An 18,604-nucleotide genomic window follows, 5' to 3' on the forward strand; every position below is an offset into this window, starting at 1 on the left:
CCCCGACGGACCGCCTTCCCCCGCGCCGCTCCCCGAGGCACCGGATCCCAGCGGTGGCGGGTCCTGCGATTCGGGCAGCACGTAACCGCCGGACGCCCCCGTCGCCTCCGGCTCGGCCATCGGGGGCCGCGGCTCGGGGATCAGCGGCGGCACGGCCCGCAGGATGTGGGCGGGCGGCGAGCTCAGCACACCGTCCGGCACGTCGTCCGCGTCACCCAGCAGCGCGAGCAGCAGTTCCCTGCTGGTCGGCCGGTTGCGGGCGTCCTTGTCCAGGCATGACTCCACCAGCGTGCGCAACCGGCCGTCCAGCAGGCCCAGTTCGGGCGGCGCGGTCAGGATGCGGTGCAGCACCGGCGCGACGGAGTCCTGCCCGAACGGCGCGGTCGCGTTGGCCGCGAAACACATCGTCGCGCCCCACGAGAACACGTCCGCCGCCCCGGTGACCGCCGATGCGGTGATCTGCTCGGGCGCCATGTACGCGGGCGTCCCCACGCCCCTGCCGCTCACCGTGGCCGCCGCGTCCAGCGCCTTGGCCAGGCCGAAGTCGATCACGCGCGGCCCGTCGGGGCCGAGCAGCACGTTCTGGGGCTTGAAGTCGCGGTGCACGATGCCGGCCCGATGGATCGCCGCGAGCGCGGTCGCGGTGCCGACGGCGAGCCGTTCCAGCGCGCCGCCCCGCCGCGGCCCGGTGAGCGCGACCTCCCGCTGCAGCGAGGGCCCGTCGACATATTCGCTCACGATGTACGGCCGGCCCTCGTCGAACCCCGCGTCGATCACCTGCGCCGTGCAGAACCGCGCCACGTGCTTGGCCAGCTCGACCTCCCGCAGGAACGCCCCCCGCTCGTCGCCGACCGGCCCGTGCAGCAGCTTGACCGCGTATCTTTCCCCGCCCCTCGTGCCGAGGAACACCGCACCCTGACCGCCCTCGCCCAGGCGCCCGGAAAGCGTGTACTCCCCGAGCCGCTGCGGGTCCCCCGTCCTGAGCGGCTGTGCCGTTGGCACGGGCACCCTCCCCTCGCCGCCTGCTACCTACTGAAGGCAACGGGCCGCCCGCAGTCAACCGTGCGCAGGCCAATCGCTGCCTGACCGTGATACAGCAGGTCAGGAGGTACGGGCGACCTTGCCCGAATACGTAACCTCGTCCTCACCGTGGCGAGTGACCTTGATGGCCATCTGGTTAGTGTCGGTCGTCGGGAGCATCCTCAGCGTCCCCGAATGACACTCCTCGCCCTCGACCTGATCGAGGGTGAACACGAGCCGGCTGCCGGTCTGCCCGATCCGTCCGGAACAGTGCAGATCCGCTCCCCATCGCATGGCGCCGCCGCCGTCGGAGTGCACGCGCAGTTCGATGGGGAAGACGCGCTCCGCGGTGAAGTGCTCGGCCGATCCCGTCCACGTGCCTTCGAGGCCTGGGCCCTGGGCGCCGCGCAACCAGAACACGAACCCGGCAACCCCCATGGCGAGCCCGGCCACCGCCACGACGACCTGCCAGAGCCGCACCCGCCCCCTAGCGGGCCGCGCTCCTGGGCGTCGCACCCCTCCACCGTCCGCGCCCCCGGCGGCGAGATCCGCCACGGACGCGCCCGCGCCCGCTTCCCGCCCCGCCGCGCCGGCGGCGTGCCGGTGCCTGCCGTCACCGCGGCCGGCGGAGGTGACGGCCGTCTCGTGGACGCGTACGACGGGGAAGCTCGTCGTCGGGTCAGGGTCGGTGATCACGATCTCGCGCTGCTCGGCGGGGCCGACGGCGGCCATGGCGCCGGACGTCAGCACGTCCTGCGCGCCGGCCGCCTGCTGCCCCAGGAGCCGCAGCAGCACCTCCTCGGCACTCGGCCGGTCCGCGGGCTCAGGGGACAGACACGCCTGCACGATCTCGCGCAGCGGCCCGCGCAACAGTCCCAGGTCCGGCTTGCCGTACAGGACCCTGGCCAGCACCTCCCGGTGCGTCTCCGCCGTGAACGCGTGCCGGCCGCTGGCGGTGTACGCGACGGTCAGCCCCCACGCCCACAGGTCGGCGGGCGGCCCCGCGGGCTCTCCATGGATGCGCTCGGGAGCCATGTAGGCCGGGGTGCCCACGGGGATGTGGCCGGTGGTCGCCGCGGTGTTCACGAGCCTGGACACGCCGAAGTCGATCACGCGCGGCCCGTCGATCCCGAGCAGCACGTTGCCCGGCTTGAAGTCGCGGTGCACGACGCCGGCGCGGTGGATGGCGCCGAGGGCGGTGGCGGTGCCGATGGCCAGGCGGTCGAGGGCGCCGCCCTCGCGGGGCCCTTCCGCGATCACGTGCTCGCGCAGCGAGGGTCCTTCGACGTACTCGCTGACCAGGTAGGGCCGGTCGCCTTCGAGGTCGGCCTCGATCAGCTGGGCCGTGCAGAAGGCCGCCACCCGGCGCACGGCCTCGACCTCGCCGAGGAACCTGCGCCGCACGTCGGTATCGCCCGACAGACTGGCGCGCAGGAGCTTGATCGCGACTTTGGCGCCTTGCGGGGATTCGCCGAGGTACACGACGCCCTGGCCGCCCTGGCCGAGCCTGCGTGTCAGCCGGTACGGCCCAAGTCGCCGTGGATCATCGGCACGTAGCTCGGACATATATCGCCATTATGCCCGCCATCAGTGCAGGGCCGCGTACTGATCAAGAAAGCGCAGCACCTCGTCCGCGGGCCCGCTCGGCAGCGTGGCCACGGCTTCCTCGATGCCGAGACCGGCGAAGTAGTCGAGCTTCTCCTTCGTCGGCCGCGTCCCGAACGGTATCACTTCGGCCATCGGCCGCCCGGCCTTTTCGCACGCTTCGCGCAGCGCGGGCAGTGCCGCCTTGACCCCGTGGCCGCCGATCGGCATCCAGCCGTCGGCGTACTCGGCGACGTGCGCGAACAGTTTTGGCCCCGCGGCGCCGCCCACGTACACGGGCGGGACCCGTACCGGCTTGGGCCAGGACCAGGACGGCTCGAACCCGTCGAACGAGGCCACTTCGTCGCGCCACAGGGCCCGCATCGCCAGCACGTTGCGCCTGGTGACCTCGCGGCGGCGGCCGTACGGGACTCCGTGGTTCTCGATCTCTTCCACGTTCCAGCCGAACCCGACGCCCACCACCACGCGCCCGCCGGAGAGGTGGTCGAGGGTGGCGATGGCCTTGGCGGTCACGATGGGGTCGCGCTGGGCGGCGAGCAGGATGCCGGTGCCGACGCGCAGCCGCCCGGTCGCGGCGGCGGCGAAGGAGAGGGCGACGAGCGGGTCGAGGGTGCGCTTGTACTCCTCGGGCAGTTCCCGCTGCCCGCCCGCGGGAGGGGTGCGGCGCGAGACCGGGATGTGGGTGTGCTCGGGCAGGTAGAGGGAGGAGAAGCCGCGTTCCTCCGCCGCCCTGGCCAGGTCCTGGACCGGCATGGCCAGGTCCGTCGCGAACATCGTGACCCCGAGCCTCATGGGACCTCCCGTCGTGAACCAAGCGATTGCTCGGTTAAGATTTCCAGAGTACCTTGCAGAAGACCATCCGCGGAGAGAGGCCCAACGGTGAAGTTCTCTATCTTCCTGAATCCGCAGATTCCCGGCTCTGGCTACGCTGCCGAGGAGAACGCCAAGGCCAGGCGGCCCATCGGGCGTGACACGGAGTCGTACCAGAGGTTGCTGCACGAGGTGCGGGAGATAGCCGTCCACGCCGACCAGGTCGGGTTCGACGCGCTGATGATGACCGAGCACCATTTCCATTCGGAGGGCATGGAGTTCTCGGTCAACCCGCTGATGTTCCTCACCGACCTGGCCGCCAGGACCGAGCGCATCCTGCTGGCGCCGCTCGGCCTGGTGCTGCCCGCCTGGGACCCGATCAGAGCCGCCGAGGACGTGGCGCTGCTCGACCAGTTCTGCAAGGGACGGCTGCGCCTCGGCGTCGCCCGCGGCTACCAGAACCGCTGGATGAACGTGCTGGGCCAGCGCTGGCACGCCGCCGCCGCCCGCTCGGACGGCTCGGCCTCCGACACCCGCAACTTCGACGTCTTCGGCGAGGTGCTGAAGATCATGAAGCTGGCGTGGACACAAGAAACGTTGCGCTACAAGTCCGACGTCCTGGACTACCAGGTGCCCTATCCGTACGAGGGCATCGAGGGCTGGCCGGCCCAGGAGTGGACCAGGACGTTCGGCGCGCCGGACGAGCTCGACGAGGACGGGAAGGTGCGGGCCGTCTCCGTCTGCCCCAGGCCGTACCAGAACCCGCACCCCGAGCTGTGGCAGCCGTTCACGATCTCCGACCGGTCGGTCATCAGGGCCGCCCAGGAGGACATCATGCCGTGGATGTTCACCCCCAACCCCGACGACCACGCCCAGAAGGCCAGGCTCTACCAGGAGGAGTCCGCCAGGCAGGGCCGCCACTACAAGCTGGGCGAGCACACCGGCATCCTCAAGATCGTCGGCATCGCCGACACCACCGAGGAGGCCATCAACACCTTCGGCCGCAGCATCCCCAAGGACTTCGCCGCCTTCTTCGGCCCGTTCGGCTACCTCGAGGTGCTGCGGAAGAAGGAGGACGAGAAACACCAGCCCATCTCGCCGGAGAAGGGCGACGCCAAGCGCATGAACGACGTGGAGATGGCGCTCTTCGGCACCCCCGACGACGTCAAGCGCGGCATCCAGCGCATGCTCGACCGGATGCCCGACCTGGAGTGGTTCGGCCTCTACATGCAGGGCCAGCAGGGCGTGCTGCCGCTCGACACGGTCAAGCGCAACCTGGAACTGTTCGCCACCAAGGTCGCACCGGAGTTCCGATGAAGATGTGGCTGGGGGCCTCGTTCTCCGACACGGGGCAGTTCGTGGAGCTGGCGCGGGCCGCCGAACGGTGCGGCTTCGACACGCTGACGCTCTCCGACCATCTCTTCTACGCCGATTTCGAGACGCCGTACCCGTACTCACGGTCGGGGCGGCCGCGCTGGGACGCGCGGACGCACTGGCCGGACGTGTGGGTGACGATCGGGGCCATGTCGGCGGTGACCACGTCGCTGCGCTTCGCCCCCAACGTCTACATCGCCCCCGTCCGCGACCTGTTCACCGTGGCCAAGCAGGTGTCCACGGCGGCGGTGCTGTCGCGGGAACGGGTGACGTTCGGCGTGGGGGTGGGCTGGTGCAAGGAGGAGTTCGTCGCGACCGGGCAGGACTTCCACACGCGGGGGCGGCGGCTGGACGAGATGCTGCCCGTGCTGCGCTCGTTGTGGGCGGGAGAGACGGTCACCCTGGACGGCCTGCCCGCCCTGTCGATCTCCCCGGTCCCCGCCGGGCGCATCCCCGTCCATGTGGGGGGTGACAGCGAGGCCGCCCTGCGGCGGGCGGCGCGGCTGGGCGACGGATGGATCGGCAACCGCATCTACACCGAGGAGCAGCTCGACCCCGTGCTCGACACGCTCCGCCGGCATCTCGACGCCAACGGCAGGAGCGGGCAGCCGTTCGACATCATCGCGCCGCTGGCGGTGCTGCCGGCCGCCGACACGTACCGGCGCTTCGCCGCCAAAGGCGTCACGGGAACGCTGGCCGCGCCGTGGTGGCTGGCCACTCCGGAGGAGAAGGCCCGGTACGGCGTGGACACCCTGGAGCTCAAGATCGCCACCATGGAGCGTTTCGCCGAGGAGGTCATCGCCAAGCTCTGACCCGCCCGCCCGGCCGGTCCCGCCCGGCCGGAGAGGTCGCCACCCGGACTCGGCGTGCGGCGGCAGCGCGCCCCGGAACCGGAGCGGCCGGAAGGGGCGATAGCCTCGGCTCGTGCTGGAAAGGATCGCGGCGACCCGCTATGTGACCCCGCTGCGTGAGGGCGGGTCGCTGCCGGGCGTCGTCGAGGCCGACGACCTGGGCACATACGTCGTGAAGTTCCGTGAGGCGGGCCAGGGCCGGCGGGTGCTCGTCGCCGAGATCATCGCGGCCGAGCTGGGCCGCCGGCTGGGCCTGCGGACACCCGAGCTCAAGCTCATCGACCTCGACCCCCAGCTCGGCGTCAGGGAGCCGGACGAGGAGGTGCAGGACCTCCTCAAGGCCAGCACCGGCCTCAACCTGGCGGTCGACTTCCTGCCGGGCGCGCTCGGGTTCGACCCTCTGGCCTGGTCGGCGGATCCGGTGTTCGCGTCGAGGGTGGTGTGGTTCGACGGCCTCATCCACAACATCGACCGGAGCTGGCGCAACCCCAACCTGCTGGTCTGGCACGGCGACACCTGGCTGATCGACCACGGCGCGGCGCTCTGGTTCCACCACAACTGGAGGACGGCCGACCCGCGGCGGCCGTTCGACGCCGGCGACCACGTGCTCGCGCCGTTCGCCCGCGACGTGGCGGCTGCGGGCACGGAGCTGGCCGCGAAGATCACCCCGGAGCTGCTTGAGGCCGTGACGGCGCTGGTGCCCGGCGAATGGCTCGACGGCGAGCCCGGGTTCGGCTCGGCCGGCGCCGTACGCGAGGCGTACGCCGATCACCTGCTCCGGCGGGCGCGCGGGCCGCACGACTGGCTGGTGCGCTCCGGGCAGAAGGCGCCCAGGCAAGGGCCGGGGTCCGTCGGTGAGTTCTGGCGGGGAGGCGGCCGGTGACCAGGGACGTCTACGAATACGCGGTGATCCGCGTCGTGCCCAGGGTCGAGCGGGGCGAGCTGATCAACGCGGGCGTGCTGCTCTACTGCCAGCCGCGCGGCTACCTGTGCGCGCGGGTCGAGCTCGACGCCGGCCGGCTGAGGGCCGTCGATCCCGGAGCCGACATCGACGGCGTACGCCGGGCGCTGAGCGCGTACGAGCTGGCCTGCGGCGACGAGGCCGGTCCGCTGGAGGGCGAGTCGCTCGGCGGCAGGTTCCGCTGGCTGACGGCCCCGCGCAGCACGATCGTGCAGGCCGGGCCGGTGCACGCGGGCCTGACGGCCGACCCCGGCACCGAGCTGGCCAGGCTCTTCGACAAGCTCGTACGCCTCTGACCGGCGATCTAGCGGAACGCCGCCGCGTTGGCCGCCGCCCATTGCCCGAAGGTGCGGGGCGGCCGGCCGGTGACCTGTTCGACGGTGGGCAGCACCTTCGACTCGTCCAGCTCGCCGCGGGCGAAGAACCCGTAGAAGGCCTCCGCGTACGCCTCCGGCATCGTCGCGAGCAGCTCGGCCCTGGCCTCGGCGTCGGAGAGCCCCTCGAAGAGCAGCTCCCCGCCGAGCGCCTCCCCCAGCATCCGCGCCCGGTCGGCGGGCCGCAGCGCCCGCGGCCCGGTCAGCCCGTAGACCTGCCCGCCGTGGCCCCGCTCCAGCAGGGACGCGGCGGCGACGGCGGCGATGTCGAGGGGGTCGATGGTGGCCACGGCGACCTCGGGAAACGCCTCCCGCACGACCTCTCCGGCCCTGACCCGGTCGGCCCAGCGCAGCGTGTTCGACATGAACGTACGCGGCCGCAGGATCGTCCACGGCACCCCCGCCGCGCGCACCAGCGCCTCGGACTCCACGTGATACTTCGACACGGGATTGTCCAGGTTCGCGGCCTCTGCGGCGCTGGCCGACAACAACACCACGTGCTCGACCCCGGCCCGCGCCACGGCGGCCAGCGTCTCCTCCATGCGGTCGTAGCCGCTCAGGAGGAAGACCCCGCGCACCCCGGCCAGCGCGCCCGCCACCGACGCGGGATCGTTCAGGTCTCCAAGAACCACCTCGGCGGGCAGGTCGACCGGACGCCGTACCAGAGCCCGCACCCCGGCCCCCCGCCCGGCCAGCGTCCGCACCAGCGCTCCACCCGCGTTACCCGTGGCACCCGTGACAAGGATCATGCCCCGGATGCTAGAACAACACGGACATGAACGTGTCGACCTCGTGGAAGCCGACCTTGCGATAGACCGCGCGCGCGGAACGGTTGTAGTCGTTGACGTAGAGCGTGACCACGGGCGCGAAGCAGCTCAGCGCGGCCTCCACCGTCGCGGCCATGCCCGCCACGGCGTGCCCCCTCCCCCGCAGGTCGGGGGCGACCCAGACGCCCTGGATCTGGCAGGCGTGCGGCGTGACCGCGCCGATCTCCGCCTTGAACACCACCCGCCCGTCCTCGATGCGGGCGTAGGAGCGGCCGATCCTGATGAGCTCGGCGACCCTGGTGCGGTAGAGGGCGCCGCCGTCGCCGAGGTTCGGCGACACGCCGACCTCCTCGGTGAACATGGCCACGCACGCGGGCAGCAGGATGTCGAACTCCTCCGGCCGCACCCGGCGGACGAGCGGGTCGGCGGACACCGGCGCCTTGTGCGAGGTGGCCATGACCGGCTGCGCCCAGCGGATCGCGCGGGCCCGGCCCCAGTGCGGCTCCAGCCGCTCCCACAGCAAGGAGACGGCGTCGGCGGGGCCCACGATGGACGAACACCGGCGCCCCTGCTTGCGGGCGCGGTCGGCGAACGCGTGCACGGCCTCAGGGCCGGCGTTGACCGGCACCATGTTGGCCCCGGCGTAACAGAGTGACACGAGGCCACCGCGCGGCCCGAATCCCCACATCTGCCCGCCCAGCCTCGCCGGATTGAGTCCGACGGCCCGCACCCGGGAGGAGACGAAGACGTTGGCGACCGGATCGGAGTCCAGCATGGCGAGAACTTCGTCCCGGTCGCTGTCATCGAGCACGCGCGACGCCGATGTACGCAGCATCACACGGTCAGACTACGCGAAGGGTTACCGATTAGCTCATCTGGCGATGCCCGCGGTAACCGATTCTTGACGTCATCTTCCGCCGAGCAGCCCCAGCAGCCCGAGACCGCCCAGCAGATCGTGCCGCTCCCGCGGGTTCGCGGCCATGCGGGCGGACGCGTTCGGCTCCGGCAGCGCGCGGCACCCGGCGTCCCGCACCGGCAACGAGCCGTCACTCAGGTACGCCGCCAGGTGCCCGTCCACGCACTGGTTGCCCCCCAGGGACACGCCGTGGTTGCCCCCCTGCTCGACCACCAGGCGGGAGCGCGGGAAGAGGCGGTGCACCGTCAGCGCCCCTCGGTAGGGCGTCGCGGCGTCGTCACGGGACTGCAGGATGAGGATCGGCGGCAATTTCGGCGACCCGTGCACCTTGACCGGCTCGCCGCCACGCACGGGCCAGAACGCGCATGGGGCGTTGTACCAGGCGTTCGGCCAGGTCAGGAACGGCGCGCTGCGGTGCGACCTGGTCATGTCGGCCCGCCACCTGTCCCAGTCGCGCGGCCAGCGGGCGTCGCGGCACTGGACGCCCAAGTAGACGGCGTAGCTGTTCTCGTCCGCCGCGTCGATCTTGCCGTGCTTGTTGTAGAGGTCGACCAGGCCCTGCACCTCACCCTTGCGGACGTAGGCGGACCAGGCCGCGGCGAACGCGGGCCAGACCTTGTCGCTGTATCCGGTGATGGTGAACGTGTCGTCGAGCTCGCTCGGCCCCACGATGCCGCCGGCAGGGCGCCCCCGCAGCCTGTCACGCATCGCGTAGTAGGCGAACGACGTCTGCCTCGTGGTGGCGCCGAGCCTGTAGACGGCGTTGTGCTCGGCGGCCCAGCCGAGGAAGAGGCGGTGGCGGCGTTCGAAGGCGCCGTTCTGCCGGAGGTTGGACTCGTACCACACCGTGGTGGGGTCGACGACGCTGTCCAGGACGAGCCGCTTGACACGCTGCGGGAAGAGCGTGGCGTAGACGGCGCCGAGGTAGGTCCCGTACGAGTAGCCCAGGTAGCTGATCTTCTGCTCGCCGAGGGCGGCGCGGATGGCGTCCATGTCCCTGGCGGAGTTCTCGGTGGTGAGGTGCGGCAGCAGCCAGGCCCAGCGGTTGCCGCAGGCGTTGGCGTACGCGGCCGCCCGGCTGAGCAGCACCCGCTCCTCGGCCCGCCCGCGCGGCACGGCGTCCGGCCGCGGCGCCTTGTAGTAGGCGTCGGGGTCGACGCAGCGCATCGCCGGCTCGCTCGCGCCGACGCCGCGGGGGTCGAAGCCCACGATGTCGTAGCGGTCGCGCAGGTCGCCGGGCAGGTTCCTGGCGACGTACGAGGTGAGGTTGCGGCCGGACGCGCCAGGACCGCCCGGGTTCACCAGGAGCGTGCCCAGGTGGTCGGCGTCCCGCGACGTCTTGGCCCTGATCCGGTTGATCGCCACCTTGATCGAATGTCCGAGCGGCTCGCGGTAGTCGAGCGGCACGCGCACGGTGGCGCACTCCAGGTCGGCCGGCGCCGGCCCCCCCGACGCCTGGGGACACGGCCCCCAGGCCACCGCGGCCGGCGCGCCTCTCGCTCCGCTGGCCACCGCCACCCCGTCCGCGCTTACGATCCCGGCGACGAGCACCGCCGTTCCGGCGACAATCCCGACTACCCGTTTCACCCGGCCCCCTCCCATGTCATAGGCCTTGCGATGCTCCCGTACGTGACCGGGTCATGACGCTGGGTATGGGGAAATGCTTGCCATCATGTAATGGATCGGTTGCAAAGAGTGAAGGGCGGCCCGCGGACGCCGAAGACCCCGGGCCGATGATGGGCCCGGGGTCTCCGCGTGCGTCTAAGGGCAGGTCAGCCGACCGTGACCTGAGGGCCGGCGTCGTCGTCGAGGTCGATCTCGACGCCCATCTCCTCGGCCAGCCGCATGGCCTCCTCGATCAGGGTCTCGACGATCTGCGACTCCGGCACGGTCTTGATGACCTCGCCCTTGACGAAGATCTGGCCCTTGCCGTTGCCGGAGGCCACCCCGAGGTCGGCCTCGCGGGCCTCGCCCGGCCCGTTGACGACGCAGCCCATGACGGCCACCCGCAGCGGGACCTTCATGCCCTCCAGCCCGGCCTGCACCTGGTCGGCCAGGGTGTAGACGTCGACCTGGGCCCGCCCGCACGACGGGCAGGACACGATCTCGAGGCCGCGCTCGCGCAGCCCGAGCGACTCCAGGATCTGGGCGCCCACCTTGACCTCCTCGACCGGCGGCGCGGACAGGGAGACCCTGATCGTGTCGCCGATGCCCTCGGCCAGCAGCGCGCCGAAGGCGACGGAGGACTTGATCGTGCCCTGGAAGGCCGGCCCGGCCTCCGTGACGCCCAGGTGCAGCGGGTAGTCGCACTGGGCGGCCAGCAGGCGGTACGCGTTGATCATCACGACCGGGTCGTTGTGCTTGACCGAGATCTTGATGTCCCTGAAGCCGTGCTCCTCGAACAGCGAGCACTCCCACAGGGCCGACTCCACCAGCGCCTCGGGCGTGGCCTTGCCGTATTTCTGCAGCAGCCGCGGGTCGAGGGAGCCGGCGTTGACGCCGATCCTGATCGGCACGCCGTGCTCGGACGCGGCCTTGGCGATCTCGCCGACCTTGTCGTCGAACTTCTTGATGTTGCCCGGGTTGACGCGGACGGCCGCGCAGCCCGCCTCGATGGCCGCGAACACGTACTTCGGCTGGAAATGGATGTCGGCGATGACGGGGATCTGCGACTTCCTGGCGATGATGGGCAACGCGTCGGCGTCGTCCTGGGACGGCACCGCCACGCGCACGATCTGGCAGCCGGAGGCCGTCAGCTCGGCGATCTGCTGCAGGGTGGCGTTGACGTCGGCGGTCACCGTGGTCGTCATCGACTGCACCGAGACGGGGGCGTCGCCGCCCACCGGCACGTTGCCGACCATGAGCTGGCGGGAGTGGCGGCGTTCGGCGAGCGGCTTGGGGCGGACCGCCGGGATGCCGAGAGCTACAGATGACATTTCAACCCTTACTGTGACGACGCTTCCAGTCTAGGTAGTCAGCGGGAGTGCCCCGCTGTGAGTTCGGCCGCACGGGCCCGGGCCCAGGCGTCGGCCGCCAGCACCTCGTCGACGGAGCCCGCCGGGGTGACGTCGTGCTCCTCGACGACCTGGGCGACGGTGTCGACGATCGCCAGGAACGGCAGGTCTCCGCGCATGAACGCGTCGAGGCAGGCCTCGTTGGCGGCGTTGTAGACGGCCGGCGCGGTGCCGCCCGCGCCGCCGACGTGCCTGGCGAGCGCGACGGAGGGGAACGCCTCGTCGTCGAGCGGCTCGAACGTCCAGGTGTGCGCCTTGGTCCAGTCGATGGGCCGGGCCGCGCCGGGGATGCGGCGCGGGTGGCCGAGCGCCAGCGCGATCGGCAGCCGCATGTCGGGCGGGCTGGCCTGGGCGATGGTGGAGCCGTCGACGTATTCGACCATGGAGTGGATGATCGACTGCGGGTGCACCACGACCTCGATGCGATCGAAGCCGAGGTCGAACAGCAGGTGCGCCTCGATCACCTCCAGCCCCTTGTTGACCAGGGTGGCGGAGTTGATCGTGATGACCGGGCCCATCGACCAGGTGGGGTGGGCCAGCGCCATCTCGGGCGTGACGTCGGCCATCTCCGCGCGCTTCATCCCCCTGAACGGCCCGCCGCTGGCGGTGACCACGAGCCGCCTGACCTCGGCGGGGTCGTAGCCGTCGGGCCCCGAGGCCCACAGGCACTGCTGCAGCGCCGAGTGCTCGGAGTCGACCGGGAGGATCTGCCCCGGCTTGGCCAGCCGCTTGACCAGCGGCCCGCCGATGATCAGGGACTCCTTGTTGGCCAGCGCGAGGGCCCTGCCCGCCTCGAGGGCGACGAGCGTGGAGGTCAGGCCGAGCGCGCCGGTGATGCCGTTGAGCACCGTGTCGCACGGCCACGCCGCCACCTCGGCGACTCCTTCAGGACCGCCCAGCACCGTGGGGTGCGCGCCGTGCGCGGCCAGCGCCTCCTTCAGCGCCGGCACGGCCGAGGCGTCGGCCACGGCCACGACCTCGACGCCGAACTCGGCCGCCTGCCTGGCCAGCAGGTCGACTTTGCCACCCCCCGCCGCCAGCCCTGGGACCGTGAAGCCGCCGGGGTCGGCGGCGATGACGTCGAGTGCCTGGGTGCCGATCGAGCCGGTGGAGCCGAGCACGACGACGGAGCGGAGGGTCTGTTCATGCACCCGTCCATTGTCCCCGCTGCGTGGCGTACTCGGGCACGAGACCCCGATCAGCCGCAAAGTGCCTTACTTATGTGACGCGTGATAACACAGTTGATTCGTGCCGGAATATCGCCATATCGGATCGTGCAAATCTTGAGATAACTGGATATCCATGCCACTACCTTCCGAAGCTCACGTCCGGTTTCGGGAGGTACGTAATGCACCGCAAAGTTGCTCTGATTTCCGCCCTGGCCCTCGCCGCGGGGAGCGCCGCCCTGCTCCCGGCGAGCGGGGCGCAGGCCCACGTACGGGTGCGGCCGGAGCCCGCGCCCGCGCAGAAGGCGGCGGCGGATTCGGCGTCCGAGCGGCGCCAGGTCCTGACGTACTGGACGGAGCGGCGCATGGAGGCCGCCCCGCCGCTGGACGCGCCCGGCCCCGAGGCCGGGGCGAAGAAGACCATGGCGGAGCCCGCCGAAGGCACCCCGTGGACGGCCCCGCCCAGCGGCGCGTCGAAGAACGGCGTCGCGTTGCAGGCGGCCAGGTCGTCGGGCACGCCCTGGACGAACGGCGGCGCCGTCGTGAAGACCACGGGCCGGGTCTTCTTCACCACGCAGGGGCGCAACGCCTCATGCTCGGGCTCGGCCGTGACCAGCGCGAACAAGAGCGTGGTGCTGACCGCCGGCCACTGCGTGAAGATGAACGGCGCCTTCCACACCAACTGGGTCTTCGTCCCCGGCTACGACAACGGCAAGCGCCCCTTCGGCACCTGGGCCGCCACCCGGCTGCTGACCACACCCCAGTGGAACGCCCGCGAGGACATCAACTTCGACATCGCCGCCGCGGTGGTCGCACCGCTCCAGGGCAAGACGCTGGTGGACGTCGTGGGCGGCCAGGGTGTGGCCTTCAACCAGCCCAGACGGCAGCAGATGTACGCCTTCGGCTACCCGGCGGCGGCGCCGTACGACGGCTCGAAGCTCATCCACTGCAGCGGCCGGACCTTCGACGACTTCGCGATGTCGAAGGACCACGGCCTGACCTGCAACATGACCGGAGGTTCGAGCGGCGGTCCGTGGATGCTGAACTTCAACGAGTCGACCGGCCTCGGCACGCAGAATTCGGTCAACAGCTTCAAATACAACTTCGCCCCGAACTGGATGTTCGGCCCTTATTTCGGAAATGAGGCTCAGGCCGTCTACCAGACGGCACAAAGCACCAACGCTCTCTGAGCAACTTACCGAAAGTAGTCACAAGAACACATCTCGTGGTGCAGACTCGGGGGGCATGACCCTGAGCACCCCCATGCTCGCGGGGGCCCCGCTCCTCGCGGGGCTGATCGGCTCCGCGCTCGTCGGCGCGGCCCCGGCACCGCAGCAGGCCGAACACCCCGTCACCGCACCCGTCACCGGGTCCAGCACCCGGTCCAGTACCGGGGCCGGCGCTGAGGCCGGCACTGGGCCCGGCACTGGGCCCGGTACTGGGGCCGGTACTGGGGCCGGCGCATGGCCCGCCTCCGTGGCGCGGCAGGGCGGGATAGTCGAGCACGTGGCCGCGCGCACGCCCGCCGATCAGCAGCGCGTGCTCGACTACTGGACGCCGCAGCGCATGGCCAAGGCCCTGCCGATCGAGCTGCTCGGCCTCACCACGGGCGGCAAGGGCCTGCTGAGCGACCTGACCGGCGGGCGCGCGCTCCCCGCCCTCACCGGCCAGGCCGCCGGTCAGGCCGTTCCCGGCCGTACGGCGAGAACCGCCGTGCCCCGCCACCACGCGGCCGCCGCGCCGAGCGCCAGCACCGCCGGCACCCGCTGGGGTTCCGGCGGCCTCGTCGCCAGGACGACGGGCCGCGTGTTCCTGACCGTGGCCGGGGCGGACTTCGTCTGCTCGGCCAGCACGGTCAGGAGCGCCAACAAGGACCTCGTGGTCACCGCCGGCCACTGCGTCAAGGACGGCGCCGGCGAGTGGGCGGCGAACTGGACGTTCGTCCCGGGCTACGGGTCCGGCGGGAAGGCGCCGTTCGGGCAGTACGCCGCCCGCCGCATGTTCGTCGCAGGCCCGTGGTCGCGCAGCGGCGACGACAACTACGACGTCGGCATGGTCGCCCTGGCCACGTCACGCGGCAGGCACGTGGCCGACGTGGTCGGCACCCAGGAGATCGCCTTCAACGCGCCACGCGGCGGCCAGGCGTTCGGCTTCGGCTATCCCGCCGACCCGCCGTACGACGGCGGGCACCTGGTCTACTGCGCGGGACGGCTGCGGAACGACCCGCACGGGCAGACCCGCGACCAGGGCCTCGGCTGCGCCATGACGGCCGGCTCCAGCGGCGGCCCCTGGATGACCACGTTCGACGCCGCCACCGGCAGGGGCACGATCACCTCGCTGAGCAGCTTCAAGTACAGCGACGACCAGCGCACGATGTACGGCCCCTACCTCGGCGACGCCGCCAAGGCCCTCTACACCATGGCAGGACGCGCCTGACCGGCGCGCCAGGTCACTTCAGCTCCGACTCCAGCAGCCCCATCATGAGGAAGTCGTGCCACTTCCCCCTGGTGCGGAACGACTCGCGCCGCCGCCCCTCCTCGACGAACCCCACCCTGGTGTACGCCCGCACGGCCGCCGTGTTGTCGGCCACCACCCAGAGCATCACGCGGTGCAGGCCCATCTCCTCGAAGGCGTACCTGCAGATCAGGCGCAGCGCGTCCGTCGCGTAGCCGCCTCCCCGGTGAGCAGGGTCGCCGATGGCGATGCTCTGCAGGGTGGTCTCGCCCTGGACGAAGTCGGTGTCACCGAGCGCGACATAGCCGATCAACCGCCCGCCGTCGAGCGTCTCGATGCCCAGCACCATCTGCTCGAAGGTGTTGCGCGGCCGGTTGGCCCCCTTTTCCATGTTCTGGGCGAGGGAGATGGGCGGCGACGTGTCCATCCACCGCCCCACCTCCGGATCGTGATACCACCGCCACAGGGCTTCGCTGTCGGCTGGCTCAAGGGCGCGCAGGCGTACGCGGTCTCCGGTCAGCATGAGATCTCCCGTCAGTAGACCGGCCACGTCTACCAGGGCGCTGACATGCGGAGCAACGGCTTTTCCCGTGACTCAGAGCGGCAGCCCGGTCAGCACCATGACCTTCTCGTACGTGTAGTCCGTCATCGCCGAGCGCAGCCCCTCGCGTCCGACGCCCGAGTCCTTGACCCCGCCGTACGGCATCTGGTCGGCCCGGTACGACGGCACGTCACCGACGATCACGCCGCCCACCTTCAGCTCCCGGTTGGCCAGGAAGGCGGCGTCCAGCGACCGCGTGAACACCCCGGCCTGCAGGCCGTACTCCGAGTCGTTGACCATCGCGTAGGCGTCGTCGACGGAGGCGGCGGGCTGGAGGATCATGACGGGCCCGAAGACCTCCTCGCGGGCCACCTTGGCGTCGTGGGGCACGCCGGCCAGCACCGTCGGGGCGTACGACGTCCCCTCGCGGACGCCGCCCGCGAGCACCTCGGCGCCGGCCGCGACGGCCTCGCCGACCCACTGCTCCACGCGCTCGGCGGCGGCCTCGGAGACGAGCGGGCCCACCTGGGTCTTCTCGTCCGCCGGGTCGCCGGTGACGAGCCCCTCGACGGCCGGGACCAGACGCTCGACGAAGGCGTCGTAGACCGGCTGCTCGACGATCACCCGCTGCACGGCGATGCAGCTCTGGCCGCCCTGGTAGTTGGAGTAGAGGGCGATGCGCTGCGCCGCCCAGTCGAGGTCGGCGTCGGCCAGCACGACGGCCGCCGCGTTGCCGCCCAGTTCCAGCGTGACGTGCTTGCGCGGCACCTGGTCCGCGATGGCGTAGCCGACGGGCGCCGAGCCGGTGAACGACACCACGGGCAGCCTTGCGTCCTGCACCAGGCCGCCGGCGCGCTCGTTCGGGACCGGCAGCACCGAGAACATGCCCGCGGGCAGGTCGGTCTCGGCCAGGATCTCGCCCAGCAGCAGCGACGACAGCGGCGTGGCGGGCGCGGGCTTGACGATGACGGGGGCGCCGACGGCGATGGCCGGGGCGACCTTGTGCGCGACGAGGTTCAGCGGGAAGTTGAACGGGGTGATCGCCAGCACGGGCCCGTACGGGACCCGCGACACGTACGCCAGGCGCCCGGCCGCGGCCGGCTCGGTGTCGAGCCGCTGCGCCTCGCCGGACCAGCGGCGGGTCTCCTCGGCGGCGAAGCGGAACGTGGCGACGGCCCTCGTCACCTCGCCGCGCGCCCAGAAGATCGGCTTGCCGTTCTCGGCGGTGATCAGGCGGGCGATCTCGTCGGCCCGCTCCTCGATGCGCCGCGAGACGTGGGCCAGCGCCTCGGCCCGCACGTGCACGGGCAGCGCGGCGGCCTGACCCGCGACCGCGTGCGCCGCGGCGACGGCCTCCTCGACCTGCGCGTCCGTAGGCACGGAATGCCTGCCGACCTCGCGGCCGTCGTGGGGGTTGGTGACAGTGAGCTCGGAGTCCCCGGTCGCTGGGCGGCCGGCCAGCCAGAAGGTACGCACGTCCATAGTTCAGACGTTATGCGAAGCCGACGTTCGGGGATTACACCACGGTGCACAAGACTCTCAGGAGACCTCACCGTTAAGTACAAGCCCTGTTGTATACCCATGATGTAACGGAACTAGACCCAATTCGGGATGTTTACCATGCGGAGTGGTTTGAGCGATCGTCGCTCTGGCTAAGTCATCGGATGCGGGTCTACAGCGTGGTGGGCCCCCGATCAGAAAGGCGTGGGCCCCGTGACCGAACACCGTGAGGTCACAAGGACACATAGCTCCTTGGCCGCAAAGGAGGTCTCATGACCTCGGCGCCGCTGGGGCTCCAGGGTGCTTACCTCAAGGGAGAGCGCGCCAGCCACGACGAACTCCGCTCCCACCTCCTCGACGTGGCCGTCAACCTGCTCGAGACCGACGGCCCCGACAGCCTCACCATGCGCAGGATCGCCGCGGAGGCAGGGTGCACGACGACCGTCATCTACACGATGTTCGGCAACCGGGAGGGCCTGGCGGAAGCACTCTATCTGGAGGGGTTCGAGCGCTTCCGCCGCTACCTGGAGTCGGTGCCGCAGCGACGCAGCCCGTTCGAGCACCTGACCGCTCTCGGACCCGCCTACCGTCAGGCGTGCCTGTCCGAGCCCGGCTACTACAGCCTGATGTTCGAGCGGGCGATCCCCGGCTTCGAACCCAGCGAGCGCGCGAGAACCCTCGCCCGCGCCGCACTCAACATCCTCGACCGCGTGATCGCCGACTGCATCTCCGCCGGCTACCTCATCCCGACCCAGCCCCGCAAGATCGCGGACGCGCTGTGGGCGGCGGCCCAGGGGGCGATCAGCCTGGAACGCGCCGGGCACCTGCGCGACGGGCGCACGTTCGAGGCGGTCACGATGGCGACCATCTGCTGCTACCAGGTGGACAAGCAGGCATGACGGCCGGATCCGCGCCCCGCCGCTGACGATCAGCGGCGGGCCGCTTCGAGCGCGAACCACAACTCGGCGCGGACCCCCGGATCGTCGAGGTCGCGGCCGAGCAGCTCGGCCACACGTTTCATGCGGTAGCGCAGCGTGTGCCGGTGCACGCCGAGCCGCTGCGCCGCCGCGTCCCAGTGGCCGTTGCTCTCCAGGTACGCGCGCAGGGACTCCACGAGGCCGGCCCGGGAGCCGTAGCCGGTGAGCGGAGCCAGCAACGCGGCCGAGAACGCCTGGGCGTCCGCCTGGTCGAGCAGCCCGAGCACGCCCTGCCCGGCCAGCTCTGCGAACCGCACCACACGCGCCCGCTCCC

18 protein-coding genes are annotated in these 18,604 nt (G+C 71.3%); 7 read left to right on the top strand and 11 right to left on the bottom strand.

Annotated elements, in window-relative coordinates; translation table 11 throughout:
- The 3 genes from E1292_RS42825 to E1292_RS42835 all read right to left on the bottom strand — a co-directional run.
- A partial coding sequence (locus E1292_RS42825) for a serine/threonine-protein kinase (RefSeq protein ID WP_132605205.1) occupies nucleotides 1-1,002 on the bottom strand: 1,002 nt, incomplete at its 3' end.
- A 99-nt stretch (nucleotides 1,003-1,101) separates the two neighbouring features.
- The gene (locus tag E1292_RS42830) at nucleotides 1,102-2,586 is read right to left on the bottom strand and encodes a serine/threonine-protein kinase (RefSeq protein ID WP_132605207.1); all 1,485 of its coding nucleotides are present in this window, start codon (nucleotides 2,584-2,586) and stop codon (nucleotides 1,102-1,104) included.
- Nucleotides 2,587-2,607: 21 nt separating this feature from the next.
- Nucleotides 2,608-3,417 (bottom strand): TIGR03619 family F420-dependent LLM class oxidoreductase, encoded by an 810-nt coding sequence (locus E1292_RS42835; protein WP_132605209.1) that lies wholly within the window; start codon nucleotides 3,415-3,417, stop codon nucleotides 2,608-2,610.
- Between the two features lie 87 nt (nucleotides 3,418-3,504).
- Here E1292_RS42835 and E1292_RS42840 point away from each other — a divergent pair, with 87 nt between their 5' ends.
- From E1292_RS42840 to E1292_RS42855, 4 genes are all read left to right on the top strand, one after another.
- Entirely contained in the window at nucleotides 3,505-4,752 is a 1,248-nt protein-coding gene (locus E1292_RS42840; RefSeq protein WP_132605211.1) for an LLM class flavin-dependent oxidoreductase, read from the top strand.
- Complete coding sequence (locus tag E1292_RS42845; protein ID WP_132605213.1) at nucleotides 4,749-5,621, top strand: TIGR03619 family F420-dependent LLM class oxidoreductase; 873 nt, start codon at nucleotides 4,749-4,751, stop codon at nucleotides 5,619-5,621. Before E1292_RS42840 ends, E1292_RS42845 begins: the two co-directional genes overlap by 4 nt.
- Nucleotides 5,622-5,733: 112 nt before the next feature.
- Nucleotides 5,734-6,543, top strand: coding sequence for a HipA family kinase (locus E1292_RS42850; protein ID WP_132605215.1), 810 nt, complete (start codon nucleotides 5,734-5,736; stop codon nucleotides 6,541-6,543).
- Nucleotides 6,540-6,917: a DUF3037 domain-containing protein gene (locus E1292_RS42855; protein WP_181958392.1), complete on the top strand. Its 378-nt coding sequence runs from the start codon at nucleotides 6,540-6,542 to the stop codon at nucleotides 6,915-6,917. Before E1292_RS42850 ends, E1292_RS42855 begins: the two co-directional genes overlap by 4 nt.
- Nucleotides 6,918-6,925: 8 nt before the next feature.
- Here E1292_RS42855 and E1292_RS42860 read toward each other — a convergent pair whose 3' ends face one another.
- The 5 genes from E1292_RS42860 to dxr form a co-directional block, all read right to left on the bottom strand.
- Nucleotides 6,926-7,744: an NAD(P)H-binding protein gene (locus tag E1292_RS42860; protein WP_132605219.1), complete on the bottom strand. Its 819-nt coding sequence runs from the start codon at nucleotides 7,742-7,744 to the stop codon at nucleotides 6,926-6,928.
- A gap of 10 nt (nucleotides 7,745-7,754) precedes the next feature.
- On the bottom strand, nucleotides 7,755-8,597 hold the full coding sequence (locus E1292_RS42865) for a GNAT family N-acetyltransferase (protein WP_132605236.1): 843 nt from the start codon (nucleotides 8,595-8,597) through the stop codon (nucleotides 7,755-7,757).
- Between the two features lie 72 nt (nucleotides 8,598-8,669).
- Nucleotides 8,670-10,265, bottom strand: coding sequence for an alpha/beta hydrolase (locus tag E1292_RS42870; RefSeq protein WP_165975029.1), 1,596 nt, complete (start codon nucleotides 10,263-10,265; stop codon nucleotides 8,670-8,672).
- A gap of 185 nt (nucleotides 10,266-10,450) precedes the next feature.
- Nucleotides 10,451-11,614: a flavodoxin-dependent (E)-4-hydroxy-3-methylbut-2-enyl-diphosphate synthase gene (ispG, locus tag E1292_RS42875; RefSeq protein ID WP_132605221.1), complete on the bottom strand. Its 1,164-nt coding sequence runs from the start codon at nucleotides 11,612-11,614 to the stop codon at nucleotides 10,451-10,453.
- Nucleotides 11,615-11,652: 38 nt separating this feature from the next.
- Nucleotides 11,653-12,843, bottom strand: a complete 1,191-nt coding sequence (gene dxr / locus E1292_RS42880; RefSeq protein ID WP_132605223.1) for a 1-deoxy-D-xylulose-5-phosphate reductoisomerase — start codon at nucleotides 12,841-12,843, stop codon at nucleotides 11,653-11,655.
- Nucleotides 12,844-13,040: 197 nt separating this feature from the next.
- Between dxr and E1292_RS42885 the strand changes: the two genes are divergently transcribed.
- Together E1292_RS42885 and E1292_RS42890 are read left to right on the top strand one after the other, a co-directional pair.
- On the top strand, nucleotides 13,041-14,048 hold the full coding sequence (locus E1292_RS42885) for a trypsin-like serine peptidase (RefSeq protein ID WP_132605225.1): 1,008 nt from the start codon (nucleotides 13,041-13,043) through the stop codon (nucleotides 14,046-14,048).
- Between the two features lie 55 nt (nucleotides 14,049-14,103).
- A complete protein-coding gene (locus E1292_RS42890) occupies nucleotides 14,104-15,294 on the top strand; it encodes a trypsin-like serine peptidase (protein WP_246090730.1) in 1,191 nt (396 codons plus the stop codon).
- Nucleotides 15,295-15,307: 13 nt separating this feature from the next.
- On the opposite strand, the gene E1292_RS42895 is transcribed toward E1292_RS42890, so the two are convergent.
- Nucleotides 15,308-15,835 (bottom strand): GNAT family N-acetyltransferase, encoded by a 528-nt coding sequence (locus E1292_RS42895; protein ID WP_132605227.1) that lies wholly within the window; start codon nucleotides 15,833-15,835, stop codon nucleotides 15,308-15,310.
- 72 nt (nucleotides 15,836-15,907) lie between these two features.
- Nucleotides 15,908-17,335: an aldehyde dehydrogenase family protein gene (locus E1292_RS42900; protein WP_132605229.1), complete on the bottom strand. Its 1,428-nt coding sequence runs from the start codon at nucleotides 17,333-17,335 to the stop codon at nucleotides 15,908-15,910.
- A 290-nt stretch (nucleotides 17,336-17,625) separates the two neighbouring features.
- Between E1292_RS42900 and E1292_RS42905 the strand changes: the two genes are divergently transcribed.
- Complete coding sequence (locus E1292_RS42905; RefSeq protein WP_132605232.1) at nucleotides 17,626-18,252, top strand: TetR/AcrR family transcriptional regulator; 627 nt, start codon at nucleotides 17,626-17,628, stop codon at nucleotides 18,250-18,252.
- 29 nt (nucleotides 18,253-18,281) lie between these two features.
- Here E1292_RS42905 and E1292_RS42910 read toward each other — a convergent pair.
- Nucleotides 18,282-18,604: PucR family transcriptional regulator (locus tag E1292_RS42910; protein WP_132605234.1), on the bottom strand; the 323-nt coding region annotated here is incomplete at its 5' end.

Source organism: Nonomuraea deserti, assembly GCF_004348685.1.
GTDB classification, from domain to species: domain Bacteria; phylum Actinomycetota; class Actinomycetes; order Streptosporangiales; family Streptosporangiaceae; genus Nonomuraea; species Nonomuraea deserti.

Bases quoted from the DNA above. Each gene is read 5' to 3' on its own strand.
- ispG (WP_132605221.1), bottom strand. From the start codon at position 11,614: ATGTCATCTGTAGCTCTCGGCATCCCGGCGGTCCGCCCCAAGCCGCTC.
- E1292_RS42865 (WP_132605236.1), bottom strand. From the start codon at position 8,597: ATGCTGCGTACATCGGCGTCGCGCGTGCTCGATGACAGCGACCGGGAC.
- E1292_RS42890 (WP_246090730.1), top strand. From the start codon at position 14,104: ATGACCCTGAGCACCCCCATGCTCGCGGGGGCCCCGCTCCTCGCGGGG.
- E1292_RS42900 (WP_132605229.1), bottom strand. From the start codon at position 17,335: ATGGACGTGCGTACCTTCTGGCTGGCCGGCCGCCCAGCGACCGGGGAC.
- E1292_RS42895 (WP_132605227.1), bottom strand. From the start codon at position 15,835: ATGCTGACCGGAGACCGCGTACGCCTGCGCGCCCTTGAGCCAGCCGAC.
- E1292_RS42905 (WP_132605232.1), top strand. From the start codon at position 17,626: ATGACCTCGGCGCCGCTGGGGCTCCAGGGTGCTTACCTCAAGGGAGAG.
- E1292_RS42830 (WP_132605207.1), bottom strand. From the start codon at position 2,586: ATGTCCGAGCTACGTGCCGATGATCCACGGCGACTTGGGCCGTACCGG.
- E1292_RS42835 (WP_132605209.1), bottom strand. From the start codon at position 3,417: ATGAGGCTCGGGGTCACGATGTTCGCGACGGACCTGGCCATGCCGGTC.
- E1292_RS42885 (WP_132605225.1), top strand. From the start codon at position 13,041: ATGCACCGCAAAGTTGCTCTGATTTCCGCCCTGGCCCTCGCCGCGGGG.
- E1292_RS42845 (WP_132605213.1), top strand. From the start codon at position 4,749: ATGAAGATGTGGCTGGGGGCCTCGTTCTCCGACACGGGGCAGTTCGTG.
- E1292_RS42860 (WP_132605219.1), bottom strand. From the start codon at position 7,744: ATGATCCTTGTCACGGGTGCCACGGGTAACGCGGGTGGAGCGCTGGTG.